This window comes from Brachyspira hampsonii 30446, from assembly GCF_000316195.1.
GTDB lineage: Bacteria > Spirochaetota > Brachyspiria > Brachyspirales > Brachyspiraceae > Brachyspira > Brachyspira hampsonii_C.
Genome location: NZ_JH994111.1, coordinates 978,967 through 1,003,564, shown reverse-complemented (window position 1 = coordinate 1,003,564; position 24,598 = coordinate 978,967). Strand labels below are relative to the sequence as shown.

20 protein-coding genes are annotated in these 24,598 nt (G+C 28.1%); 4 read left to right on the top strand and 16 right to left on the bottom strand.

What is annotated here, in order from left to right; genetic code table 11:
- Positions 1–82 precede the first annotated feature (82 nt).
- From A966_RS09270 to A966_RS09230, 9 genes are all read right to left on the bottom strand, one after another.
- Positions 83–1,024 carry an Rpn family recombination-promoting nuclease/putative transposase gene (locus A966_RS09270; RefSeq protein ID WP_008724879.1) on the bottom strand — a complete coding sequence of 314 codons (942 nt, stop codon included), beginning with the start codon at positions 1,022–1,024 and terminating at the stop codon, positions 83–85.
- A gap of 37 nt (positions 1,025–1,061) precedes the next feature.
- Positions 1,062–3,104, bottom strand: coding sequence for a GTPase ObgE (gene obgE, locus A966_RS09265; RefSeq protein ID WP_008724877.1), 2,043 nt, complete (start codon positions 3,102–3,104; stop codon positions 1,062–1,064).
- Between the two features lie 156 nt (positions 3,105–3,260).
- Entirely contained in the window at positions 3,261–4,472 is a 1,212-nt protein-coding gene (locus A966_RS09260) for an OmpA family protein (protein ID WP_039955745.1), read from the bottom strand.
- Between the two features lie 19 nt (positions 4,473–4,491).
- Complete coding sequence (locus A966_RS09255) at positions 4,492–7,344, bottom strand: methyl-accepting chemotaxis protein (RefSeq protein ID WP_008724872.1); 2,853 nt, start codon at positions 7,342–7,344, stop codon at positions 4,492–4,494.
- A gap of 76 nt (positions 7,345–7,420) precedes the next feature.
- Complete coding sequence (gene atpD / locus A966_RS09250) at positions 7,421–8,833, bottom strand: F0F1 ATP synthase subunit beta (RefSeq protein WP_008724871.1); 1,413 nt, start codon at positions 8,831–8,833, stop codon at positions 7,421–7,423.
- Positions 8,834–8,880: 47 nt separating this feature from the next.
- Complete coding sequence (locus A966_RS09245; protein ID WP_008724868.1) at positions 8,881–9,774, bottom strand: inositol monophosphatase family protein; 894 nt, start codon at positions 9,772–9,774, stop codon at positions 8,881–8,883.
- Positions 9,775–9,799: 25 nt separating this feature from the next.
- The gene (locus A966_RS09240; RefSeq protein WP_008724865.1) at positions 9,800–10,582 is read right to left on the bottom strand and encodes an MlaD family protein; all 783 of its coding nucleotides are present in this window, start codon (positions 10,580–10,582) and stop codon (positions 9,800–9,802) included.
- Between the two features lie 53 nt (positions 10,583–10,635).
- Positions 10,636–11,415, bottom strand: coding sequence for an ABC transporter ATP-binding protein (locus tag A966_RS09235; protein WP_008724862.1), 780 nt, complete (start codon positions 11,413–11,415; stop codon positions 10,636–10,638).
- Position 11,416: 1 nt separating this feature from the next.
- A complete protein-coding gene (locus tag A966_RS09230; protein WP_008724860.1) occupies positions 11,417–12,394 on the bottom strand; it encodes a type I phosphomannose isomerase catalytic subunit in 978 nt (325 codons plus the stop codon).
- Positions 12,395–12,801: 407 nt separating this feature from the next.
- Between A966_RS09230 and frr the strand changes: the two genes are divergently transcribed.
- Genes frr through A966_RS09215 form a run of 3 tightly spaced genes read left to right on the top strand, consistent with a single transcriptional unit; the run spans position 12,802 to position 14,980 of the window.
- Positions 12,802–13,350 carry a ribosome recycling factor gene (frr, locus tag A966_RS09225; protein ID WP_008724858.1) on the top strand — a complete coding sequence of 183 codons (549 nt, stop codon included), beginning with the start codon at positions 12,802–12,804 and terminating at the stop codon, positions 13,348–13,350.
- On the top strand, positions 13,347–14,069 hold the full coding sequence (locus A966_RS09220; protein WP_008724856.1) for an isoprenyl transferase: 723 nt from the start codon (positions 13,347–13,349) through the stop codon (positions 14,067–14,069). The genes frr and A966_RS09220 overlap by 4 nt, the downstream gene beginning before the upstream one ends.
- A 5-nt stretch (positions 14,070–14,074) precedes the next feature.
- Complete coding sequence (locus A966_RS09215) at positions 14,075–14,980, top strand: phosphatidate cytidylyltransferase (RefSeq protein ID WP_008724854.1); 906 nt, start codon at positions 14,075–14,077, stop codon at positions 14,978–14,980.
- A gap of 519 nt (positions 14,981–15,499) precedes the next feature.
- On the opposite strand, the gene A966_RS09210 is transcribed toward A966_RS09215, so the two are convergent.
- From A966_RS09210 to A966_RS09185, 7 genes are all read right to left on the bottom strand, one after another.
- Positions 15,500–17,080 (bottom strand): amidohydrolase, encoded by a 1,581-nt coding sequence (locus A966_RS09210; protein WP_008724853.1) that lies wholly within the window; start codon positions 17,078–17,080, stop codon positions 15,500–15,502.
- A 28-nt stretch (positions 17,081–17,108) separates the two neighbouring features.
- On the bottom strand, positions 17,109–18,920 hold the full coding sequence (locus tag A966_RS09205; RefSeq protein WP_008724850.1) for an ABC-F family ATP-binding cassette domain-containing protein: 1,812 nt from the start codon (positions 18,918–18,920) through the stop codon (positions 17,109–17,111).
- A 98-nt stretch (positions 18,921–19,018) separates the two neighbouring features.
- Positions 19,019–20,434, bottom strand: a complete 1,416-nt coding sequence (gene murD, locus A966_RS09200; RefSeq protein ID WP_008724847.1) for a UDP-N-acetylmuramoyl-L-alanine--D-glutamate ligase — start codon at positions 20,432–20,434, stop codon at positions 19,019–19,021.
- Positions 20,435–20,510: 76 nt separating this feature from the next.
- Positions 20,511–21,308 carry a PhzF family phenazine biosynthesis protein gene (locus A966_RS09195; RefSeq protein WP_008724844.1) on the bottom strand — a complete coding sequence of 266 codons (798 nt, stop codon included), beginning with the start codon at positions 21,306–21,308 and terminating at the stop codon, positions 20,511–20,513.
- A gap of 109 nt (positions 21,309–21,417) precedes the next feature.
- Positions 21,418–22,194, bottom strand: a complete 777-nt coding sequence (locus tag A966_RS09190) for a hypothetical protein (protein ID WP_232817763.1) — start codon at positions 22,192–22,194, stop codon at positions 21,418–21,420.
- Between the two features lie 44 nt (positions 22,195–22,238).
- Positions 22,239–22,421: a hypothetical protein gene (locus tag A966_RS13815; protein ID WP_232817762.1), complete on the bottom strand. Its 183-nt coding sequence runs from the start codon at positions 22,419–22,421 to the stop codon at positions 22,239–22,241.
- A gap of 92 nt (positions 22,422–22,513) precedes the next feature.
- Entirely contained in the window at positions 22,514–23,395 is an 882-nt protein-coding gene (locus tag A966_RS09185) for a cation diffusion facilitator family transporter (protein ID WP_008724843.1), read from the bottom strand.
- A gap of 257 nt (positions 23,396–23,652) precedes the next feature.
- Between A966_RS09185 and fabD the strand changes: the two genes are divergently transcribed.
- Positions 23,653–24,567: an ACP S-malonyltransferase gene (gene fabD / locus A966_RS09180; protein ID WP_008724841.1), complete on the top strand. Its 915-nt coding sequence runs from the start codon at positions 23,653–23,655 to the stop codon at positions 24,565–24,567.
- The last annotated feature ends 31 nt before the right edge of the window (positions 24,568–24,598 follow it).

Below are 24,598 nucleotides of genomic sequence, written 5' to 3'. Positions count from 1 at the left end.
TAATATTTTACTTCTATAAATAAAAATTGTTCGACTAAAATATCTGTCGAGTAAACTTATTATATACTAAGAAGTTTTTTAATTATAACTTTTCTATTTCTTCTATGCTTAATCCGGTTAATTCACTAATGAGATTAATTTCCATATTTTTATTTTTCATATTTTTAGCTGTTAATAATTGATTTTCTTTAATACCTTCTTTAATACCTTCTTTAATACCCTCTTTAATGCCCTCTTTAATACCTTTATGAAATCCTATTTCTATGCCTTCTTTTCTTCCTTCTGCTCTCTCATACTGAAGCATAGCAGCCTGTCCGTAAAGAAAAGTATCTCTTTCATTATATGCTGACATTTCTTTTTCATCAGCTACAAATCTTTTATATTTATCTATTACCTTGCTCATAATTGTATTTCCTCCTATGAGTTTATTAATATCTTTCTCTAAATCTTTGGTAGTAAAAAAATCAATCCAAGATAAAAGTTTATTTCTATTATATTCATCTATACTAGCATTTTTTAATATTTCTGAAAATCTTTTAACCTCTATAAAATGTATCTGAAAATCATCAAGTCTAAGACTAGGATTATGAATATCAGCAAATGTTAAACATTTATGCTCTCTTTTTATATCAGTCTCGCTTCCTATATCCAAATTAAAATTTATAAAACTAATGCTAATCATCTGACTTATACCAATATATAAATCACTTTCTTTTAATTCAGAAGCTATATTTTTTGCTATGTAATATAATATTCTTTTTATAAAATTATTATTTCCAACTAACTGTATTTCAATAAGTATCTTTTTACCGTCTTTGGTTTTTGCTTTAACATCTAATATTGATTCTTTTAAATTCTCATTTTCTGCCAAATTATAAGGATTAATAATTTCAAGGTTTCCTACAGACTCAAAACCTACATCATTTAGAACAGCATTAACAATATTTTCTAATATATCTTCATCGCCTTCAGTACCAATTAGATATCGTACAAATAAATCATTAAGTCTGTTAATCTCTTTCATAATTTTATTATACTAAAAATAATTTGTTTTGTCTATATCAAATATTAGCAGCATAAGAAACTACACCATTAACTATTTCTTCTCTCACCTTTCCGCTTTCTATTAATTTTTTTAATAATTCATCTACTCTCTTTTCATCTTCATTAAAACTTACCGCTATCATACGAGAAGTGTCAGGATGTCTTATTAATAAATTTATTATATCTTCTTCAGTAATTTTTTTTACATTTCCTTTGGCATTATCAGATACACTAGGGACATCTATTTCAATATCGCAGTTGGCGTTAAAATATTTTTTCACCTTTTCTAACTCTTCATCATTCAATGCCTTAGCTTTTTCATCAGCTGTTCTTCTAGTAGCTGTAACTAGCTGAACTTTATCCGGTTTTATTTTATTTACTATTTTTATTATATCATCAAGTTCTTCTTTGCTATCATTAATACCTTTAAGCAAAAATACTTCAAGCCAATACTCGCCTTTAAAAACTCTTCTAAACTCTATAAGTCCGCCAACCATTTTGTCAAAATCAATTTCTTTATTAGGTTGATCTATTATCTTAAAAGTATCAATATTTCCAGCATCAAGAGAAGGTATCACCAAATCTGCCATAAGCAAATCAGAACGCATTTCCTGTTTATATAGCAAAGAACCATTGGTTATAATACATATTGGAATATCAGTTATCTGCTTTATTTCATAAATAAGTTTTTTTAAATCTTTGTATAAAGTAGGCTCTCCAGAACCAGCAAATGTTATATAATCAATATTTTTATTATTAAGCAAAGCCTCTTTTAATTCATAAATTATCTCATCTACAGAATAAAAATTCTGAAGAGATGTTCTAGTATTTTCTTCAGAACCTAATTGACAGTATATACAATTATAACTGCAAGTTTTATGTGGTATAACATCTATTCCCAAAGAGTTTCCAAGCCTTTTTGACATAAGAGGTCCGAATACTCTTTTTGTTTTAAGTTTTGATTTATTTTTATCTTGATTAAGAAGCAAAGGCTCTTTTGTTTGCTTGGCCGTATTATCATATCTCTCTTCATTAGCTTTATAAAATGCATTTATTACCTTATCAAGCATATCTCCCTCCAAACTAAATACTGACAAAGCAAATATCTCCGGCTCTTCATAATGAGTTTCTTTATTGTTTTTATATTCTTTTTTTACAGTTTTTTCTATAGATTTTACTTTTTCTTTTATCTCATCTTTTTCAAGCATATCTGTTTTATTTAGCACAATAATAGACTTTTTCCTTATTAATTCTTTACTATATTGCTTTAATTCATTTCTCAATTTTTTATAAGTATCAGCAACATCTTCATCAGTTAAATCTATAACAAAGCATAAAGCCCCAGTTCTTTCAATATGCCTTAAAAAAGTAAGACCAAGTCCAGCCCCTTCACTAGCTCCTTCAATAATACCCGGTATATCAGCAATAACAAAACTTCTTTCATAATCCAAATAGCATACTCCCAAATTAGGAGTAAGTGTAGTAAAAGGATATGATGCAATTTTCGGATTGGCTCTTGTAAGTCTCGCAAGCAAACTAGATTTTCCAGCATTAGGCATACCTACAAGTCCAATATCAGCAATAAGTTTAACTTCAAGTCTTATATTTAACTTTTCTCCTTCTAAGCCATGCTGTGCATAATCTGGTGCCTGATTTGTGGCAGTGGCATAAAATTTATTTCCTTTACCTCCCTTGCCACCTCTTGCAACAGTATAGCTTTGTCCGTCTTCAAGCAAATCAGCCAATATATTATTTGTATCTTCATCGTAAATAACTGTGCCTATAGGAACCCTTATAACTACATCATCTCCCCTTTTACCGTCGCTTAGCCTAGCTCTTCCTGGCTCTCCGTCTCTGGCTCTAAATCTCTTTCTGCTTTTTATCTTACCAAAACTATTTATTCTAGCATCAACTCTTACTATAACATCTCCGCCATCGCCGCCGTTTCCTCCATCAGGACCTCCCATAGGTACATGTGCTTCTCTTCTGAAACTTACGCTTCCTGCTCCGCCATGTCCTGCTTCTATATAAAAACTTACTACATCTATAAATTGATCCATTTTCTTATTACCTTGTATAGTTTAATTGTTATTTTATTTATAAGGATTATTTATTATATTATAAAAAATCATTTTAGCAATGCTAATAAATATATTATTTATTAATAAAAATAGAATTTTTATGATGCTGTGTTCTGAAATATATAAAAATATTAATTATCTTAATTTAATTATAATATCAACTCTTCTGTTTTTTCTTCTTCCATCTGCTGTATCATTAGAAGCTATAGGATCATCATCGGCAAAACCTTTATAAGATAATTTATCATGTTCAAGATTAGGCAGCATATAGTCAGCAACTGATTTCGCTCTTTTTTCAGATAATTCCTGATTATACTCTTTTCTTCCTGTATTATCAGTATGTCCCTCTACTATAATTTCTCTATCCGGATAAGTTTCTTTGATTGCTCTAATAATGTTGTCTATAGTAGTTTTTGCTTCTGGTTTTAAAGTATAAGAATCAGTATCAAAAAGAATCTCACCAAGTCTTAATACTAAACCTTCAGGTACTGTATCTATAGTAACATTATCATCATTATAAAGATTATCTTCAAGTTTCTTTCTGTTATAATCTTCTTCTTCTTTTGTTATTGTATCATAAATTTTGTATGTACTTATAATATTCATCTTATACTGCAAACTAGCATAAGACAATTCTTTTCCGTAACCAAACAATATTTGATATCTTTCCTGCTGAGATATGGGAATATTTTTTTCCATATCCCAAAGAAATGTACCATAATTAAAGCCGTATATTCTTTCAGGATAACCTTTTCTTGAAAGTCCTGCCTGAAGTAAATCTTTATCCGTCATAATATGATATTGTATAACAGCATTTCTGCTTCCGTCATCATTAGTTTCAACATTCGCAAATAAATAATCTGAAGATAATGCCATTGTTAAATTAGGTGCATTATTTACTTTAACAATTTCTATAGACTCTCTATTCCATGATTCAGTAAGTTTTATTTCATTATCAGGAAAAGTAGGTACATGCCTTACATTAGGCATAAAATAATTATACGGCACTTCAAATTTACCATTAGTATGAATTATAAAATCGCTTGTATATTCTTCATCAAGATGAAAAACTTTATCTCCTTTCATCATTCTAAATATTTTAAATACGCCGCTTACTCTATACCCGCCCTTAGGAGCTATGGCAATAACAGTCAAATCAACAATGTTTCTTTCTTTATAAGTGCTTGTTAATATACCATTTTCATAATATTCTACATCGGCTGTTTTAACTGATTCTATTCTTTTTCCTTTTTCTAAATTCCAATAGAATCTATGAGTTATTTCAGAATTTAAAATATTAAAAATTAAAATAGAAAATATAAAAACAAATAAACTAACTCTTTTCATAAAATAAATATTCAATAAATTATTTTTTACTTTTAGCACTTTCTTTTCTTAATTCTTTTATTCTTCTCTTTTCCTCTTTAATTCTCTCTTTCTCTGCTTTTCGTTCTAATTTTAATCTTTTTCTATCTACTTTAACTGTATTAACCTTATCTTTTTCTATATCCTCTTCAGTTTTTTCTGTTTTGAAAGAAATTACTAATTTATAAAGCTGCAAGAATATATACTGCAATTCTTTAATTCTTCTATCCATTGTCTCCATATTATGACTGCTGGTACTAGACAAATTAGATACATTTTCTATTGAATTTACTAATTCTTTCATCTCATTTTCAGCCGTATTTACTACATTAACTACATCTTCTGCTAATTTATCCACACTAGAAATATTCTGACTTACCGCTGAACTCATCTGCATTTGTTTAAGAGAAAGCTCCTGTACATCTTCTGTAATATTATTCAAGTTGCTGATATTCATCAATATCTCTCGTCTTCCTATATCAAGTTCATCATTAGCACCTGATATTGTAGATATTAAATCGGCAAGAGTATTGGAGCCTTCCAAAATCTTTTCCATAGACTCAGAACTTTTAAATGCCAAAGATACTGTATGATCTATAGCCTGTGTTGTTTCCTCAATTATATCATTAATAATTTTAGAGTTCTCGCCTGTATCCTCTGCTAATTTTCTAATCTTATCAGCTACAACTGTAAATCCGCGTCCATGCTCTCCTGCATGTGCCGCCTCTATAGCAGCATTCATTGCTAAAAGGTTTGTCTGCTCTGCTATATTATGTATTACCTGTGTAATATTAGTTATCTGTTTAGAATATTCTTTAATACTTTGTATAGAATCTACTACTGATTCTCCTATATTACTTCCGTCTTGTGCTTCTGTATATAGAATTTTAGCATAATCATTTGCTTTAGTTGCTCCATGGCTTACTGTTACAATATTAGCCATCATTTGCTGTACCGAACTGCTGGTCTTAGCTACCGCCTCTGACTGCTGCTTCATTTTATTATTAATATCATTAATATTATCTAATAATAACTGCACTGTTTCATTAACTGCTGTGAATCTAGTTCGCTGCATAAAACTTACTCTGGCAGCATTAGCTGAAGATTCTGCTATTTTATTGGAATTAGCCAATTCTGTTTCAAACTCTTTATAAATAGTATTAAAATCGCTGATACTTATACTAATAGAAGCTCTCATGTTCTGAATATTTCCGGTTAAAGTATAAGCATTATTTTTAACACTTACTATAATATTTTTTACTTTATCTAAAAACTTATTAAAAGAATGTACTAATTCTCCGGTTTCATTATTACTAATAACAGGAAGTCTGATCGTTAAATCACCTTCACCTTCGCTTAACCCTTCTGATACATTCTTAGCAAATACTAAAGTTTTTCTCAAGGAAAGTATTAAAGCTAATATAACTAATAAAAATGCAAATAGACCTATATATATTGCTATAGAAACCTTTATTATGGTATTTCTAAATAATTGATTTTCATAAGCAATGTTATGCTCCCACAGATTTATAACATTTAAATTATTAAAGAGAGCATATTTTATAGCAAGCATATTAGAATCTTCAAAAGAAATAATATTCAAATTTACTATACTGCTTCTATAGTTATCAGGCTGACTATTTTTTATTTCTATGCCAACTGCACTTCCGCCTAAATCTCTTTGAAAATTACCTATTAATGAAGGATTATTAGATGCTTTGACATTATATAAATCATCTGTTAAAAATATATTCAAATTCTTATTAATATCATCATTTGAAAATGCATCCAAATATACAGAACTTTTTACCTCTAAAGCAATAAATCCTATATTTCTATTGTTAAGTAAAATAGGATTATATATATAAAAAGTATCTTCATTAGGAGTTATATCTATCAAAAAATTAGTTTCTGAGAATAATTTAGCTGAATAATTAGCAGCTAAATTTGGTCTCAAATTTGTACTAATATTGGCTAAATTATTTATATCATATTCCCAATTTATAGATAAATTATTAATTCCATTGGTATTGATATTGATATTAACATTTTCAAGATCAACTAAGTATATGTATATAGATGATATATTATTATCATTAGCATATCTAGTGCTTAAATAAATAGATAATAAATCAGTATAATTATTTAAAGTATAATTATTTCTATACATCATATTCATATATGCTATTATATTATCAGATATTGTAACATATTTTCCTATTGAATCTGAAATATTGTTAATAAAGTCATTAGCATAACTTTTTTTCAATGTAATATCATATTCTCTGTCATAAATTATCTCAGATCTGTAATGCATACCATTAATTAAAGTAACTATAAATATTACTATAGCCATTGATACCGGCAAGAAATTATATACCATAGGAAGATAATATTCTCTTTTTCCTGTTTTTTTGTATAATGGTCTTACTAATATATTAAAGATTATAGAAGCTACGGACATAGCCACACTAATTAAAAATACAACCATTATAAACCGTATATTAAATATTTCAAATAAACTAATGCTTCCATCTAATATATATATAGCATACGAAATAATTGCCACTAAAATTACAGCAATACCAGATTTTATGACATATATTTTTCCTAAAGGTATAGACTTTCCTCTTTCAACCTTTAGACAATCAAAAAACATACTTACAGCTATAGATAAAGCTAAAAAGACTATAAATATATATATATATCCTCTTAATGAACTTGAAAGCTCATAAATTGTTTTCAATAAAATCGAATATGAACCAACTGAAACTGAAGCTACTATAAGAAATCCAATCGGTATATAAAATTTTAATCTTTTTTTTAATCTATCTTCATTTACTTGAAAAAGCATATTATACAACCTATAAAATATTTTTATACTATTAAACTTATCGGTATAATACTATTATTATTTAGAAATAATATCATCAATTAGACATAGTTTTAGCCTTAGAAACTGCCTCCTCTATAGAACCTACAAATCTAAATGCCTGATCCGGTAAATCATCATAATCACCGTTACATATACCTTTAAAACTTCTTATAGTATCTTCTAGTTTTACATATCTTCCTTGAAGTCCTGTAAATTGCTCGCCTACAAAGAAAGGCTGACTCAAAAACTGTTCAATTTTTCTTGCTCTTGATACTATTAATTTATCCTCTTCTGAAAGTTCATCTGCACCAAGTATAGCAATAATATCCTGTAAATCTTTATATCTTTGTAATATATGCTGTACTCTTCTTGCTACATCATAATGTTCCTGACCTAATATGTTAGGATCCAATATTCTGCTAGTAGAAGCTAAAGGATCTACTGCAGGATAAATACCTTTTTCACTAACCTCTCTTGACAATACAGTAGTAGCATCAAGGTGAGTAAATGCTGTAGCAGGTGCCGGATCTGTAAGATCATCTGCAGGTACATAAACTGCCTGTATTGAAGTAATAGAGCCGTTTTTAGTAGATGTTATTCTTTCCTGTAATGCTCCCATTTCTGTTGCTAAAGTAGGCTGATATCCAACGGCTGAAGGCATACGGCCTAGTAATGCTGATACTTCACTTCCTGCCTGGGTAAATCTGAATATATTATCTATAAATAATAATACATCTAAACCGGCAGAATCTCTGAAATATTCAGCCATAGTCAAAGCCGATAAAGCAACTCTAAGTCTAGCTCCAGGAGGTTCATTCATCTGACCATAAACAAGACAAGTCTTATTAATAACCCCAGATTCTTTCATCTCTGACCATAAATCATTTCCTTCTCTAGTTCTCTCACCTACACCAGCAAACACAGAATAACCTCCATGCTCGCTTGCTATATTATGTATAAGCTCCATTATGAGAACTGTTTTTCCTACCCCCGCCCCTCCGAAAAGACCTGTTTTACCGCCTTTAATATAAGGAGCAAGCAAATCTATAACTTTAATACCTGTTTCAAATATTTCAAGTTTAGGCTCTAATGTATCAAATTTAGGAGGCGAAGCATGTATAGACCTGTATTCTTTAGCAGATATAGGCTCCCCTTTATCTACAGTCTGTCCCAATACATTAAATATCCTTCCTATAGTCTCTGTTCCAACCGGCACCATTATATGATTACCGGTATCAAATATATCATCTCCCCTTGATATACCATCTGTAGATTCTAAAGATATAGCTCTTACTCTGCCTCCGCCTAAATGCTGCTGTACTTCGCAAATTATATGTCTTTGAACACCTTCTATTTCTTTATCTATATAAAGTGCATTCAATATGGCTGGAAGATGTCCTTCTTCAAATTCAGCATCCAAGGTAGAACCTACAACCTGAATAACTTTTCCTCTTTTTCCTTCTACCATAAAACATTCCTTAATTTTTTTTTATATATTTTATACCTATTAAGAACTTATTCAAGTACTTTAACCATTTCTTTATGAATTTTTTTATTACTTGCTATATATTGTTCTTTAGAAAATATATTATATTCTTCCATATTTATGTTGCTTACCGTGCCTCCTGCCCGTTTCAATATAATAGTACCGGCACATATATCCCAAGGTGAAAGTCCATACTCAAAAAATCCGTCCGCTGCCCCTTCAGCAACCATACATATATCAAGTGCCGCAGAACCGTCTCTTCTTAGAGCTAAGGAACTTTTTACCATATTAGCAAAATCTACCATTCTGTCATGAAGAAAATCATCATCAACATTAACATTATAATAAAATCCTGTTATTATAATGGATTCTATAAGTTTATTACTGCTGCTTACTTTTATAACTTTATTATTTTTATATGCTTTTGATTTTATATGGGCTTTATAAACCGTATTAGTCAAAGGTGCATATACTACACCTAATATAGGTATTCCCTTATAAGCAAGCCCTATTGATACACAGTAAAAAGGATAACCATGTATAAAATTGCTTGTACCGTCTATAGGATCAACTATCCAAGTAAATTTTTTACTGTTATTATCTTTAGATTCTTCTCCATAAAAACCAAATTTAGGATAGCATTTTAATAAATATTCTTTTATCTTCTTTTCATTTTGTAAATCTACTTCAGTAAATAAATCAGTTTTACCTTTCTTTGAAACTTTTTTTGGACATCCGAAATATTTTAAAGAATATTTACCTGCTTTAATTGCTATACGCTCAGCATCTTTCAGACACTTATTTAATTTTGATTTAGGGAGATACTTTATTTCATCCAATATGTTATCATACTCAGAAAAATTTGATTTTTTCTTTTTACTAAAAAAAACATTTCTAAAAATATCTACAATATTATCTAACATATTAACCTCCAATAAATTCTTTAATCTATTTTTTACTTTCTGGTTCTCTGAAAAGCAAAAGAGAAGGATTATCTTTTATTTTTTCACTAAATACTCTTAAATTATCAACTATTTGATTAAAGTTAGTATGCATCTGAGGATCTTTCATTATGGCTCCTACAGTACCTTTTCCTCTCTCCACATCATTTATAACATAAGATAAATCTCTTGCAATGCTATTCACATAAGATAAAGTAGCACTTACATTTGATATAGAATCATTAATATTGGTTTGATTATAAACTATAACAGCGGATATCAAATTTATAGTTTGAGAAAGATTGCTTACAACTGCTGATAATTCTTGGAAGTTTAAATCCTTACCTATATCTCCTATAGAACCTAATGTAGTTTCTATACTAAACGGTTCTACACCTTTAACTATTGTATTAGGAGCCATACTAGTCATACCGGTTGTGTTTATGGCAGGAGGAGATACCATTATATATTTTTCTCCAAGTCCTAATCCTACCGTTTGTATAGAGAATCTAGTTCCTACCGGAATTATAACATTTTTATCTGTAATAAATAAAGTTACTCTAATAGTACCATCAGGATTTATAGCTATTTTTTCGATAAAACCTATTTGAATTCCGCCGCCTCTATATGAGACCTTACCATTTTCCTGCAAATCCCCTATAAAAACATAATCTACATATATTCTATATCCATCGCCTTTAAGTTTTATCTTGCCTAACAATATTATAGCTCCTACAAATATAATAAATGTAGCAATAAAAAATACGCCTAATTTAATTTTATTTTTCATAATTTTCCTATCCTAAAATTATATTTTATTTATTATTATTGTATAGAAATATATTAATCCTTTGGTCTAATACTCTCTATATCCTCTCCTTTTTTTGCTATACTGCTCATAAAGAAGAATTTTAAATGAGGATTATCTGTTTCATACAAATGATCCGGATCTCCGCCCTCTATAATTTGTCCTTTATACAGCATAACAACTCTATCAGACATTCTAAATACGCTAGTCATATCATGCGTAATAACTATACTAGTAACATTAAGAATAGACTGCATCTTTACTATTAAATCATCTATAACCCTAGACATAACAGGATCTAACCCTGTTGTAGGTTCATCATAAAGCAGTATTTCCGGATCCATTGCTATAGCCCTAGCCAATCCTACACGTTTTTTCATTCCCCCAGAAAGTTCTGAAGGCATTTTATGTTCTATATTAGGCATTCCAACCATTTCAAGAACTTCTGCAACTTTTTCCTTTATTCTTTCTTCAGGAATATCTTTCTTTATCCTTCTAAGTCCGAAACTAACATTTTCATACACATTTAATGAATCAAATAAAGCAGCCCCTTGAAATACCATAGCAAATTTTTTTCTTACTTCTGTAAGTTCATTATCAGAAATTTTATTAATATCATGTCCTTCTACTAATATAGTACCGCTGTCCGGCTGAAGCAATCCCATTAAATGCTTTATAAGAACGCTTTTACCGCATCCGGAATTTCCTATAACAGATAAGGTTTCACCTCTATTTACTTTAAGATTAACACCATTAAGAACCTTCTGGGTGCCGAAGCTCTTATGTACATCATTTAATTCTATTATATCGCCCATATTATAAAGTTACCCTCAAAATTTTTATAATATCATCTGTTTTAATAAAATAATTTCCCAAACTAGCAGGAATCAAAACTGTTTTTCCGATATTAAGCTTAATAATATTATTTGCAATATCAGATTCTATAGATCCTTTTCCATCAACAACGATAATTAATTCAAAACTTTCTTTGCTGGTTTTTGAAGAATAATATCCATTTATAATATATTCTTCTGCTGTAAAATAATCATTAGAAAACACTGTATTAATTTCCAATTTTTCATTTTTTAAACGGTTTTTTTTATCAGATTTCAAATCGAAGGCATTAATATCTTTTATAACATTAAATGAATCTTCTATATGAAGTTCTCTAAATTTGCCGTTCTTATCAACTCTATTCCAATCATAAAGCCTATAAGTTACATCGCTAGGAGTTTGTATCTCAGCTATAACAGCATTGCCAAGTATTGCATGTATACAGCCACTAGGTATATAAAAAGCATCTCCTTTTTTTATATCAAAATAATTGAACATACCTTCTATATTTTCATTGTTATTAAAAGATTTTATTAAATCTTCTTTTGAAATATTTTTTTTAAGTCCAATAAGAAGCTTGGCATCGCCGTAAGTTTCCATAACATACCACATTTCATTTTTACCATGTTTGTTATGTCTTTTATTAGCATATTCTTCATCTGGGTGAACTTGTATTGATAATTTATCTTTGGCATCTATTAATTTTATAAGCAATGGGAAATAATTATCCTTACATTTTGTTCCCAAAAGCTCAAAGCCGTATTCCTTTACCAAATAAGATAAAGTTTTTCCTTTTAACTCTCCATTGGATACAATATTATTGTCATTAGGCAAATCACAAATTTCCCAACTTTCACCTATAGTCTTATTTTTATCAAAAGGTTTTGAATATACAGAAGCAAGATAATTGCCGCCCCAAATAACTTCTTTTTCTATTTCTTTAAATTCTAATAAATACATAGTTCAATTATATAAGATAAAATAAATAATTCAACACATTATAATCTAAAATATTTTTTTATCAAACTATTAGTTATAGTTTTTAATTTGTTATTAAAAAGCAAATCATCACATAAATAATTTACTTAAAACATTATTAAATTTATACATATATTCCACAAAATCTGTATAAATACATATACATTTTTAGTAAAGCTAATTCTGCAAAATTAATTAATATACAATTTATATATATATATATTATTATATAATAAAAAATTTTACAAGTTTTTTATAAATTTTACTAAAACATACAATTTATAAAAAGTTTGTAAAATTAACGAATAAATAATTAACTTGACAATAGTGTTATATTAAATTATAATCTTATGAAGATAATTATTTTAAATAAAAGAGGTTTTTTATCTATGTCAAAAGAATCATATAAAGATAGAATGGAAAAAGCAGTTTCAAGTTTACAAAACGATTTAAAAGGTATAAGAACAGGAAGAGCTAATGCTTCTATATTGGACGGAGTAAAAGTAGAGGCTTATGGAAGCAGTATGCCTCTAAAACAAGTAGGAAATGTTTCTACCCCAGATTCAAGAACTATTATGATACAGCCATTCGATAAAGGTTTAGTAAGCGACATAGAAAAAGCTATATTAAAAGCCGATTTAGGTTTTAATCCTTTCAATGACGGCGGAAATATAAGAATAGTAGTGCCGGAACTCACCAAAGAAAGAAGAGAAGAATTAAAAAAAGGTGTAAGACATAGAGGTGAAGAAGCTAAAATAGCTGTACGAAATATAAGAAGAGATGAAAATGATAAAATAAAAAAAGAATTAAAAGATAAAACTATTACTGAAGATGAATCAAAATCTCAGGAGAAGAAAATACAGAACGATACAGATTCATATATAAAAAAAATTGATGAAATGATTACTGCAAAAGAAAAAGAATTAGATACTATATGATTACTGATGAGCCGAATATACCTGTACATGTGGCTATAATCATGGATGGCAATGGGAGATGGGCTAAATCTCATCATAAAAGCAGAAGTTTTGGACATAGAGCTGGAAGCGAAAATGTAATTAATATAGTAGAAGCATGCTGTGAATTAAATATAAAATATTTAACTTTATATGCGTTCTCCACAGAAAATTGGAAAAGACCAGAGGAAGAAAAAAAAGCATTATTTAAATTATTAAAAGAATTCTACAAAAAAGAAATTAAAAGACTTATTTCAAATAATATTTTAGTAAAACATATAGGCGATATTACAGCATTTCCAAAAGATACTATAGAAACAATAGAAGAAACAGAAAAAGAAACTCTTGAAAAATGTAAAAATCCAATACTAACCGTTATATTAGCTTTAAATTACGGCTTCAGAGATGAATTAAAAAATGCTTTAAAAAATATATGCTATGATGCTAAAAATAATAAAATAGAAATAGAAAATATTGATGAAAACTTTATTCAAAATTACCTATATACAAAAGAAATACCAGATCCGGATCTTTTGATAAGAACTTCAGGAGAATACAGATTAAGTAATTTTTTAATGTATCAGGCATCATACAGCGAATTATACTTTACAGATATATTATGGCCGGACTTTTCTAAAGAATATTTCAAAAAGGCTATAGAAGAATACTCAAATAGAAATAGAAGATATGGAGGTCTATAAAAATTATGAAAAAAAGGCTTATATCTGTATGTCTGACATTGCCGTTATTTCTTATTATAATGTTTTATGATAAAGTTATATATTTATTTCATTTGGCAATATTAGCTATATCTATTTTAAGTGCATCAGAAATATTCTACATGGCTAAAGTGCATAGGCAAAAGAATTTGAGAACTGTAATAACAACTATGATAGCTATGGTATTAGGCTATATTATAACTATATGCGATGTAAATGTATTTAAAGGCGATTTCTCCAATCTTTATAAAATAGTAGAAACTAAAGACCCTTCTATGGATTTATCATTGGTAATGGTTTTTGCTTTGATAGCTGCACTATTTATCATTAATATGTTTAAAGTTCATGTGTCTACATTTGAAGAGAAAGGAAGGGCTATATTAACTGCTGTTTTCTGCTTTATATATGTTGGTTTAGGAGTATGGCATATATCACTTATGCGTTTTATGCCTAGCGGAAAATATTATATAGTATTCATTTTATTATGTGCTTGGTTCAGCGATACAGGAGGATATATTGTAGGAAGAAAATTTGGAAAGCACAAATTATCAAATAGTGCTTCTCCAAATAAAAGTTATGAAGGTTTACTTGGTATGTTTATATTTACTATACCGCTTTCAATACTATATTATTTCTTATATTCAAACGGATATTTATCTTTTTTACTTGGAAAAAACATACCTAATTTCTCTTTTCCTCAATTAATGTTATTAACTGTAATATTTACATTTACAGGCTTTTTAGGTGATATGGGTGAAAGTTTAATAAAAAGAATGTATGACACTAAAGACTCAAGTAAGTTATTTCCGGGACATGGAGGAGTATTCGATATATTCGATAGTGTAATACTTACTGCCCCAATATCATACTATGTATTCCTATTAATACAATAAATAAGAATGAATCAGAATTAATGCATATATACAAATGTGATAAATACAATTTTTTGTATGCAATGAAAATAAATATTCTGTAATTTCATAATATTACAAAAAGAATAAAATTACATAATAGACCTGTTGCAATTTTGTAAATTTATACAGTTAACTTAAAAATATAGGATATGATTTTATTTACAGTAATTTATATAGTATTTTTTGTTTTAAATGTAATATAACTTTATATAAATAAGATATAAAAATGCAGTCTTTTTGCTTCTCGCCAAAGGCGTACTTTGTATGGGTCACCACCGAGTAGGTGCCTATTCGGCAAAAGAAGTGGGGTTTGGCACGAATGTGTACTTCGTAGGCAAAGCCCCAATTATTAAAACTATAAATATTATTTTTATATTTATTATGTATAATATCACTATATGTATGTAAAAAATTGCAACAGGTCTAATAAATAAAAAAGGACTCAACTATTAATAGTTAAATCCTTTTTGTTCATACTTACTTATATGTTAATCAATATCAAGCACTATAAACTATATCTCCGTCGATTATAGTTTTTAATATCTTAATATCTTTGATTTCTTTAGTGTCTACTTCAAATATATCCCTGTCTAAAACAACAAAGTCAGCCAATTTATCTTCTTCGATGCTTCCTTTAATATTATCTTCAGAAGACATATAAGCACTTCCCATAGTATAAAGATAAACTGCCTCTTTTACTGTAAGTTTTTCCTGAGGTATCCATCCATTTTCAGGCCAGCCATTTAAATCCTCTCTATTAACAGCACAATGTATCCCTTCCATAACACTAATATCATCAACAGGACCTGATGATCCGAATCCAATATGTACTCCCATATCTTTGGCAGTTTTATAAGCATAACAAGTAGAAGATTTTTCTTTACCTACCCTATTTTCAACAATATGCATATCATAGTGAAGGAATATAGGCTGATAATATATACCCACATTCAATTCCTTCATTCTTTCAAATAATTGCTTATCTGTTATTTGAGCATATACTAAACCATTTCTTCTATATTTAAAATCTTTGGTATCTTTTATTTTTTCTATTGAGTTTAATGCCATATCAATAGCACCATCTCCCGTAGCCTGTATAGCTAAAGAATAGTCCAAGCTATTAGCATATTCTACCAATTCATCAAGTTCTTCCTGTTTATACTGTGTAACGCCTCTGAAACCTTTAGCATCATTATAATCATCTCTTAAAAGTGCTGTCCTTGAACCTATACCGCCATCTATAATAAGTTTTATACGAGCCACTTTGAATCTTTCATCATTAATATATTGATAATAATAATATTCTCTAAAATCATCTATATCTTTTTTATTGATAAATTGTGCCTGCTCGCATACTCTGATTTTTAGTTTTTTCTCTCTATGAAGTTTTTGATAAGCATCTATAATTTTTCTATAATCAAAATCAGGTAAACTTCTCAAATCATCTGTCTGTACAGAAGTAATACCCATTTTGAAAAATTCTTCCTGAGTATCTAATATTATTGATTTTAAAGTATCTATTTCTAATGACTTAATTTTTGATAAAATTAATATCATATCCTTAGAACTTATAAGTCCGTTTTCAAAATCTATACTGTCAGATTTCATTTTTTCAGTAACACCGCAAATTTCAAGTGCCTTACTATTTGCAACTATCATTTCACCGCATACTCTTCTAAAGGCTACAGGAAATTCACTAGATATGCTGTCTAAATCATTTTTATTAAGCATTCTTTTCTCTTCAAAATAATCCTGATTCCAACCCCAGCCTATAATCCAGCCTTCATATTTTTCAGCATTTTTAGCTAATTCAATAACCTCTTTTATAGATTCGCATTTGCTTAAATTAAGCATAGTATTAAAACGGGCAAAACCTACAAAATTAACACAGCTGTCATTAAATCCCGGTATAACAGTTTTACCCTCCAAATCAATAATATCTTCAGCATCTGAATATTTTTTTAATACTTCTTCATTAGTGCCCGCAAATGATATTCTGCCGTTTTCAACAGCTAAAGCCTCATAAATACTGTCATTTTTATCCATAGAGTATATTTTGGCATTTTTAAAAATTCTCATATTTGACTCTTCCTCCATTTTATTTTACTTATAACATAGATTTTATACTGTCTATCTCTTCATTAATTAAAAGCCATTCATTTTCTGTTTCTTCTATAAGCTTTTTTACTTCCAAAAGTCTTTTGCTTTTTTCGTCATCATAATTTACAGATGTCTCAAAAAACTTTAATATCTCAGCTTCTTCTTTTTTATAATCATCTATTTTGTTTTCATGTTTTTTAAGCAAAGACTCACATCTCGAAAGCCTGTTTCTAATTTTTTTTCTCTCTTCATAATTATTAGTATTTTTATCATCGCTATTTTCTTTAACATTACTTTTATTTTGATACTCTAATTCTTTTTCTTCTTCTTCCAAAGCATCTAAACGAACTCTATATACATAAGCCTCATAATCTCCTGAATAAAGAGAAAGTTTTTTATTTTTTACCTCTATAATAGTATCAGCAAGCAAACTAGCAAAAGTTCTGTCATGCGAAGTGAAGAATATTGTTCCGCCGTAATCTCTTAAAGAAGAAGCAAGTGCCTCAACAGTTTCAAAATCCAAATGGTTAGTGGGCTCATCCAATATAAGCACATCAGCACATTGTGTAATAGCAGCAAGAAGTGAAAGCCTAGCCATCTCTCCTCCGCTTAAAACCTTTACATCTTTATTCACATCTTCACCAGAAAATAAAAAACTTCCCAAAAGAGTTAAAAGCTCCTGAGTCAATAATCCTTGTTTAGCATTCTTTTTTAGATAGGATAATACTGTATCATTTGAAGTTACATTTTTATATGTATCCTCTCCGAAATATGATATCTTTATGCCATAAGAATAATTATAAGTACCAAATAAAGGCTCAAGTCTGCCTGCTATAGTTCTTAAAAAAGTAGTTTTACCTTCTCCGTTTTGTCCTAGAACAGCCACTCTGCTTCCTCTAGGTATTTCTATTCTTCCGCTTTCAGCAACTATTTTCTCTCCGTATCCTACAGCCAAATCATCAGATATAAGAGCAAAACCTTTTTTTTCTGGAACTTCCGGAAGTTTTATCCTAATATTTTTTGCAGGGTGAGTAATTTCTATAGTTTTTAATTTTTCTATCTGCTTTATGCGAGACTGTACAGCTTTTGCTTTCGTAGCTTTATATCTGAATCTTTCAACAAATCTTTCTAAATGTGCTTTTCTCTCTTCAACATTTTTATTATACTTTTTTATTGTATACTCTTTTTCTTCTTTATATTCAAAATAGTCTTCTATATTACCGGGAAAATAAGTTATTTTGCCGTTTTCCATTTCTATAGTTTTTTCACAGGTTGTTTTAAGAAATTCTCTATCATGCGAAACTATTAAAAAACCTCCGTTATAATCTGTTAAAAAATTTTCCAAATCTATCAATGTATTTAAATCCAAGAAGTTTGAAGGTTCATCGAGTATTAAAAAATTAGGTTCATAAAGCATCATCTCAGCAAGTTTTACACGCATTCTATATCCGCTTGATAAACTTCCCAAATTATTATTAACTTTTATATGATCTATTCCAAATCTGCTGGCTATTTTAGAGCATTTCCAAGATTCTTTTGATGTAACTCTTGTAAGATAATCTATTACCTTCTCATTATCATCAAAATCACCCTGCTGACGAAGATAACCTATTTTTACATCATCAGAAAATATTATATCTCCGTCATCAGCCTCTTCAAGTCCCATAAGGATTTTCAAAAGGGTAGTTTTTCCTGCTCCGTTTCGTCCTATCATACCTATCTTTGATTTCTCTTCTATAAGCAAATTGACATTATCAAGCAGAACTTTATGAACAAATCTTTTAGATATGTTAACTATATTTATAATACTTTTAGCCATATTTCATTTTTACTTAAATATTTTTATTTATTATTAAGCATTAATTTTATAATAATTTTAAAAAATATTCAAATATAAAAATTAAATAATTGTATTAATTATTCTTTTGAAATTTCTATGAGTTTATACACTAAACTCTTGAAATATTTTCCTCTCTCTTCATAATTTTTAAACATATCAAAACTTGCACATCCTGGAGAAAGTAAAACAGTATCTCCACTTATTGATATTGCTGAGGCATAATAAAAAGCATCAGTAAAATCTTTTATAATAATCTTATTCTCAAAATGTATCATCTCATTAAGAGCATCAGCAGCCTCTCCTATAAGTATTAATTTTTTTACTCTGCTTTCTATGATATTATTTAAAGAAGTAAAATCTATATTCTTATTTCTTCCGCCCATTATAAGTATAATATCTTTATCAAAAGATTTTAAAGCACTCATTACGGAATTCATTGATGTAGCTTTTGAATCATTTATATATTTTACCCCATTTATCTCAGCAACTAATTCAACTCTATGTTCTATGCCTTTGAAATTATTTACAGTTTTTTCTATTATATCTACTGGTATTTTATCTTTTAAACATATTAAAACCGCTGCCAATATATTTGCTATATTATGTTTACCTATTAATTTCCTATCTGCTATAGAAAATAATTTTTCATTCTCATAATATATATACTCATCTTCTTCATTATAATAAATATCTGCAAATTTACTTTTTAATGAAAAAGTTAAAAGCTTCATTTTGCAGTTATTATTAAGTTCATTATACCAAATATTAGTATAAATATTATCATAATTTAGTATAAGAAAATCATTTTTATTTTGATTAATAGCTATGTTCTTTTTTGTATTAAAATAATCATCTATATCTTTGTATCTGTCAAGATGATCTTCAGCAATGTTTAGTACAGCAGCTATATGAGCATGAAATTTCTCCACTGTCTCTAATTGAAAACTAGAAAGCTCTAGTACAATATCTTCATCAGGCTCTATAGTTTCAATCTCTTTTGAAAAAGTATTTCCGACATTGCCTACAAGTCTTGCCTTTTTATATGAACTTATTATTTTATGAACAAGCGTAACAGTAGTAGTTTTTCCGTCTGTGCCTGTTACTGCAATATAATTTCTATTAGGAAGAAAATTATATGCAAACTCAATTTCACCAATTATTTTTATTTTTCTTCTTTTAGCTTCTTTAACTATAGGTATAGTATGCGGGATACCAGGAGAAATTATTATAAGAGTTATGCCGTCTAAAATAGATATTTCCTGATTTCCAAAAAATAATTTAACATTTTTATCTTTTAATTCTTCTATACTCTCTTTGAGTTCTTCTTCTGTTTTACTATCACTTAAAGCATATTTAATATTAGCATCAAAATTGATATTAATATCATATAATATATTAGCTATACTTACTCCGCTTCTTACAGTGGCACCCAGTATCAAAATATTTTGTTTTTTTAATACTTTTATATATGTTTTATTCAAATCGAGAATCATTTTTAACACACCAAATAATTATTTTTTATATACAACTTATTATAACAAAATAATGATAAATTTAAATAATATATTTTTAAATTTGAGGTATATATATTTCAGCACTGGAATATAATACAGCTTTTCCTGCTAATTTGACACGATTTCCATTAAGACTACAATATAATACACCGCCTCTTTTAGAAGCTTGAAATGCCAAGATATCTTTTTTGCATAACTTATATGCCCATAAAGGAACAACATGACAATGTCCTGAACCGCAAACAGGATCTTCATAAACATTCAATTTAGGAGCAAAACTTCTTGTAACACAATCATATTCAGAACCTTTAGAAGTTATATGTAATAAAAGTCCCTGAAGATTTTTTACCTTTTCGATATTAATATTTGCCTCAAAAACTTGATTTTCATTTTCAAGCACACATAACAAATCTCTGCCGATATATGCTTCTAAAGGTTTAAATCCTATAGCATGTTTCATTTCATCTGTAACATCTATTTTTGTTAATTCATAAGCCGGAAAGTCCATTTCATATAAATCATTATTTTTAATAACATTTAAGACTCCGCTTTTAGTTTTGAAAGATATATTGTTTAATTTATTATCAAGCATATTCATCAATATATATGCTGACGCCAAAGTAGCATGTCCGCATAAATCTATTTCGCCTCCAGGAGTAAACCATCTAAGTTCATAATAATTATTATTTTCTAATACAAATGCAGTCTCAGAAAGATTATTCTCTTTTGCAATATTAAGCATCATATCATCTGAAAGCCATTTATTTAATAAACAAATAGCAGCTGGATTTCCTCTAAAAACCTTATCAGTAAATGCATCCACAATATATTGTTTGAATGAATAATTATCCATTCTATATCCCGAAAAAAATTATTTTTATAAAGACTCATTATAACAAAATAATGATAAATTTAAATAATTTATTTTTTATTATATCAAAATTAATACTTACATAATAAATCTATATATTCATTTCTTTTATGGTATCATTTTCAATATAATATATAATACCAAATATATCATTAAAAAAGCAATTATTATTATTTATAACTGCGATATTTTTTAAAGTACTATTTTTTATATTATAGCTATTAACACTTATACAATCTTTATTAAAATCCAAAGATATTAAATTATCCTTATAAAAATATAACTTACCATGCACTTCATTATTTTCATCTAAACTAAATAAATTAATATTAATAGATTTATAACTTTCTAAATATCTATACTCATTATTATAGCTATTATCTATTTTTATATCATCTATATTATAGAACATTAATTGATTATAAATAAAATCTTCATCATTAAAATTAGTATTATCACAAGCCAAAACAAATCTTTTTTTATCTATAAAAGTTAAAGGTCTATCCCAATTATAACTGCTTATATATTCATTAACAACATCAGTTTGGCATTTCTCATATAACATTAGAAACTCTTCAATATTAAAATATCTTATACAGTCAACAGGATTCCATACCCAGCCATTAGAAAGAAAATGTTTATAATCTTTTGATACTAATAAATTGCTGTGAAAATAATCTATACCAAACTCTTTTTTATCTCTGTTTATATCAGTTATCATCTCTTTAGTTTTTAAATTTATTATATTAAGAGTATTCCATTTAGTTTGAGTGATAAGATGTATTTCATCATTAATAATACAAAATTCATTAGAATAGCTTGAATATTTAGAACAGTAATCCTCTCTTTGTAAATTAATAATATCCAATGTTTCTATATTTACAACAGCAGAGTTTAATCCTTTCTCCTCAGTTATACATATATAAGATACATTAATTTTAAAACTGTAACTTCTTCTTTTGAATTTATATTTTCTATTTTTTTTAACTCTTTATATGAATTATCTTTTTTATTGTACTTTATTAATTCTAAATCATCAGTAAGTAAAAAATATTCTTCTAAGTTTTTATCATTTAAAACAGCATTATCTATCATAGTATTTATAATAAAATAAAAATCAAAAATATCAATAATAGTCTATACACCCCGCCCGCCAGCCCCAATTTTTTATTATTAGATTATAATTTCTATTTATAAGCTTCTATATGTATAGTAGGTTCTATATTTAATTTTTTTCTTATCTCATTTTCAAATGTACTTACATTATTATGAGCTTCAAAAACAGTCATGTCTTTAGGAAAACGCATATGAAAAGTTATTTCGCTATGATCTCCGTAAGTATGTATATGAAAATGATGTAAATTAGCAGCATTATCATTAATATTAAGCTCTTTAGCTATATCATTGATACTTTTAATAATCTCTTCTGAAGGATACTCTCCTATTAAAGGTTTTACACTAGATTTAATAACATCAAAAGCAGCATAAAATATTACAAGAGAAACTAATATACTCAATACTCCGTCTATCCACCAAAAACTTTTTCCGAACAAAATACCTACTAATATAATGATAGAAGTAACACTATCGCTTCTATGATGCCAAGCGTCCGCATATAATGATTTAGAACCAGACTTTCTATATCCCCATAAAGAATACTGAGCTAAAAGTTCTTTAACCAAAATAGAAACCACCATAGCAACTATTGCCATTGTAGTAAATGAAGCCGTTTTTTTATTCATAATATTTTTTATAGCCTCAGAGAAAAAACTATAACCAATAAATACAAGCATAATACCAACTATAAAACTAGTTATAAGCTCTATTCTTCCATGTCCGAATGGGTGTTCCTTATCTGGAGGTCTTTTAGAAAATATGCCTCCTATTATAACTATAACACTGCTTATACAGTCGCTCAATGAATGCCAAGCGTCCGCCATAATGGATAATGAACCTGTAAAAAGTCCTACTATATATTTGAAAGCAAATAATAATATATTGATGATAACAGATACTACACCTTCTATTATCATATATTTTGATTTCTTTTCATTACTAATATGATTCATTTTATAACCCCAAATTTAATTTTTTTAATCTTTTAAGGATAAAGAATTTGATATAAAATGTCAATTATACAAATATAAATTGTTGTTTACAGATTAGAATGTTTTAACTTTATATAAAAATATTATAACTTATATATGAGAATACAAAATAAAATTAAGAACTTGATAAAAGTTAATTTTTTTGTTAATATAGTTTTGTATGGTTTACATAATTAAAAATTAATAAAAAATATATACAAAAAAGGAGAATAAATAATATGTCAAATATAGCATTTTTATTTCCAGGTCAAGGTTCGCAATGTGCTGGTATGGGTAAATCTTTGTATGATAATGTTGCTGAGTCTAAAGCAATATTCGATAAGGCAGCAAATATATTAGATGATGTAGATATAAAAGCATTATGTTTTGAAGGAACAGAAGATGATCTTAAAAAAACAGAAAATACTCAGCCTGCTTTGGTTACAGTAGGTATTGCAGTTTATGAAGCATTAAAAGCAAAAGGAGTTAAAGGTAACTTATTTGCAGGTCATAGCCTAGGAGAGATTACTGCTCTTTCTGCTGCAGGATACATATCATTTGAAGATGCTGTAAAAATAGCAAGAACAAGAGGTCTTCTAATGGCTAAAGCTGGTGCTGATGCTCCTTACGGAATGGCTGCTGTGCTTGGATTAAGTTATGATGATGTTGCTAAATGTATGCCTGAAAATAAAGAGGTTGTTGCTGCTAATTATAATTTAAAAGATCAAATAGTTATATCTGGTTTATTAAGTGCAATAGAAGCTGTTACTCCTAAACTTCAGGAGGCTGGTGCTAAAAGAGTATTGCCTCTAAAAGTATCAGGAGCTTTTCACTCTCCATTTATGAAACCTGCGGCTGATAGTTTAAAAGAGTTTTTAGAAAAAATAGAGTTTCATAAAAACGATAATAAAGTTTTATCTAATGTTACAGCCGAAGTTCATGAATTTGATTCTATAAAAGAAAATCTATACAAACAAATGTTCTCTACTGTTAGATGGTACGAAAGCATGCTTAATATGCAAAAACAAGGTATAACAAAAGTATTTGAATGCGGACCTGGTAAAGTTTTAGTTGGTATGAGCAAAAAAATCACTCCAGATATTGAATCTGTCTGCGTGTTTGATATAGACTCTTTAAATTCTGCTTGTAATTAATTTTAATAAAAAATAATAATATGAAGACAGG

Bases quoted from the DNA above. Each gene is read 5' to 3' on its own strand.
- murD (WP_008724847.1), bottom strand. From the start codon at position 20,434: ATGATTCTCGATTTGAATAAAACATATATAAAAGTATTAAAAAAACAA.
- A966_RS09230 (WP_008724860.1), bottom strand. From the start codon at position 12,394: ATGTATTTATTAGAATTTAAAGAAATAGAAAAAGAAGTTATTTGGGGC.
- A966_RS09240 (WP_008724865.1), bottom strand. From the start codon at position 10,582: ATGAAAAATAAAATTAAATTAGGCGTATTTTTTATTGCTACATTTATT.
- A966_RS09245 (WP_008724868.1), bottom strand. From the start codon at position 9,774: ATGTTAGATAATATTGTAGATATTTTTAGAAATGTTTTTTTTAGTAAA.
- atpD (WP_008724871.1), bottom strand. From the start codon at position 8,833: ATGGTAGAAGGAAAAAGAGGAAAAGTTATTCAGGTTGTAGGTTCTACC.
- A966_RS09210 (WP_008724853.1), bottom strand. From the start codon at position 17,080: ATGAGAATTTTTAAAAATGCCAAAATATACTCTATGGATAAAAATGAC.
- A966_RS09255 (WP_008724872.1), bottom strand. From the start codon at position 7,344: ATGCTTTTTCAAGTAAATGAAGATAGATTAAAAAAAAGATTAAAATTT.
- A966_RS09220 (WP_008724856.1), top strand. From the start codon at position 13,347: ATGATTACTGATGAGCCGAATATACCTGTACATGTGGCTATAATCATG.
- frr (WP_008724858.1), top strand. From the start codon at position 12,802: ATGTCAAAAGAATCATATAAAGATAGAATGGAAAAAGCAGTTTCAAGT.
- obgE (WP_008724877.1), bottom strand. From the start codon at position 3,104: ATGGATCAATTTATAGATGTAGTAAGTTTTTATATAGAAGCAGGACAT.
- A966_RS13815 (WP_232817762.1), bottom strand. From the start codon at position 22,421: ATGATAGATAATGCTGTTTTAAATGATAAAAACTTAGAAGAATATTTT.
- fabD (WP_008724841.1), top strand. From the start codon at position 23,653: ATGTCAAATATAGCATTTTTATTTCCAGGTCAAGGTTCGCAATGTGCT.
- A966_RS09215 (WP_008724854.1), top strand. From the start codon at position 14,075: ATGAAAAAAAGGCTTATATCTGTATGTCTGACATTGCCGTTATTTCTT.
- A966_RS09205 (WP_008724850.1), bottom strand. From the start codon at position 18,920: ATGGCTAAAAGTATTATAAATATAGTTAACATATCTAAAAGATTTGTT.
- A966_RS09235 (WP_008724862.1), bottom strand. From the start codon at position 11,415: ATGGGCGATATAATAGAATTAAATGATGTACATAAGAGCTTCGGCACC.
- A966_RS09270 (WP_008724879.1), bottom strand. From the start codon at position 1,024: ATGAAAGAGATTAACAGACTTAATGATTTATTTGTACGATATCTAATT.
- A966_RS09260 (WP_039955745.1), bottom strand. From the start codon at position 4,472: ATGAAAAGAGTTAGTTTATTTGTTTTTATATTTTCTATTTTAATTTTT.
- A966_RS09195 (WP_008724844.1), bottom strand. From the start codon at position 21,308: ATGGATAATTATTCATTCAAACAATATATTGTGGATGCATTTACTGAT.
- A966_RS09185 (WP_008724843.1), bottom strand. From the start codon at position 23,395: ATGAATCATATTAGTAATGAAAAGAAATCAAAATATATGATAATAGAA.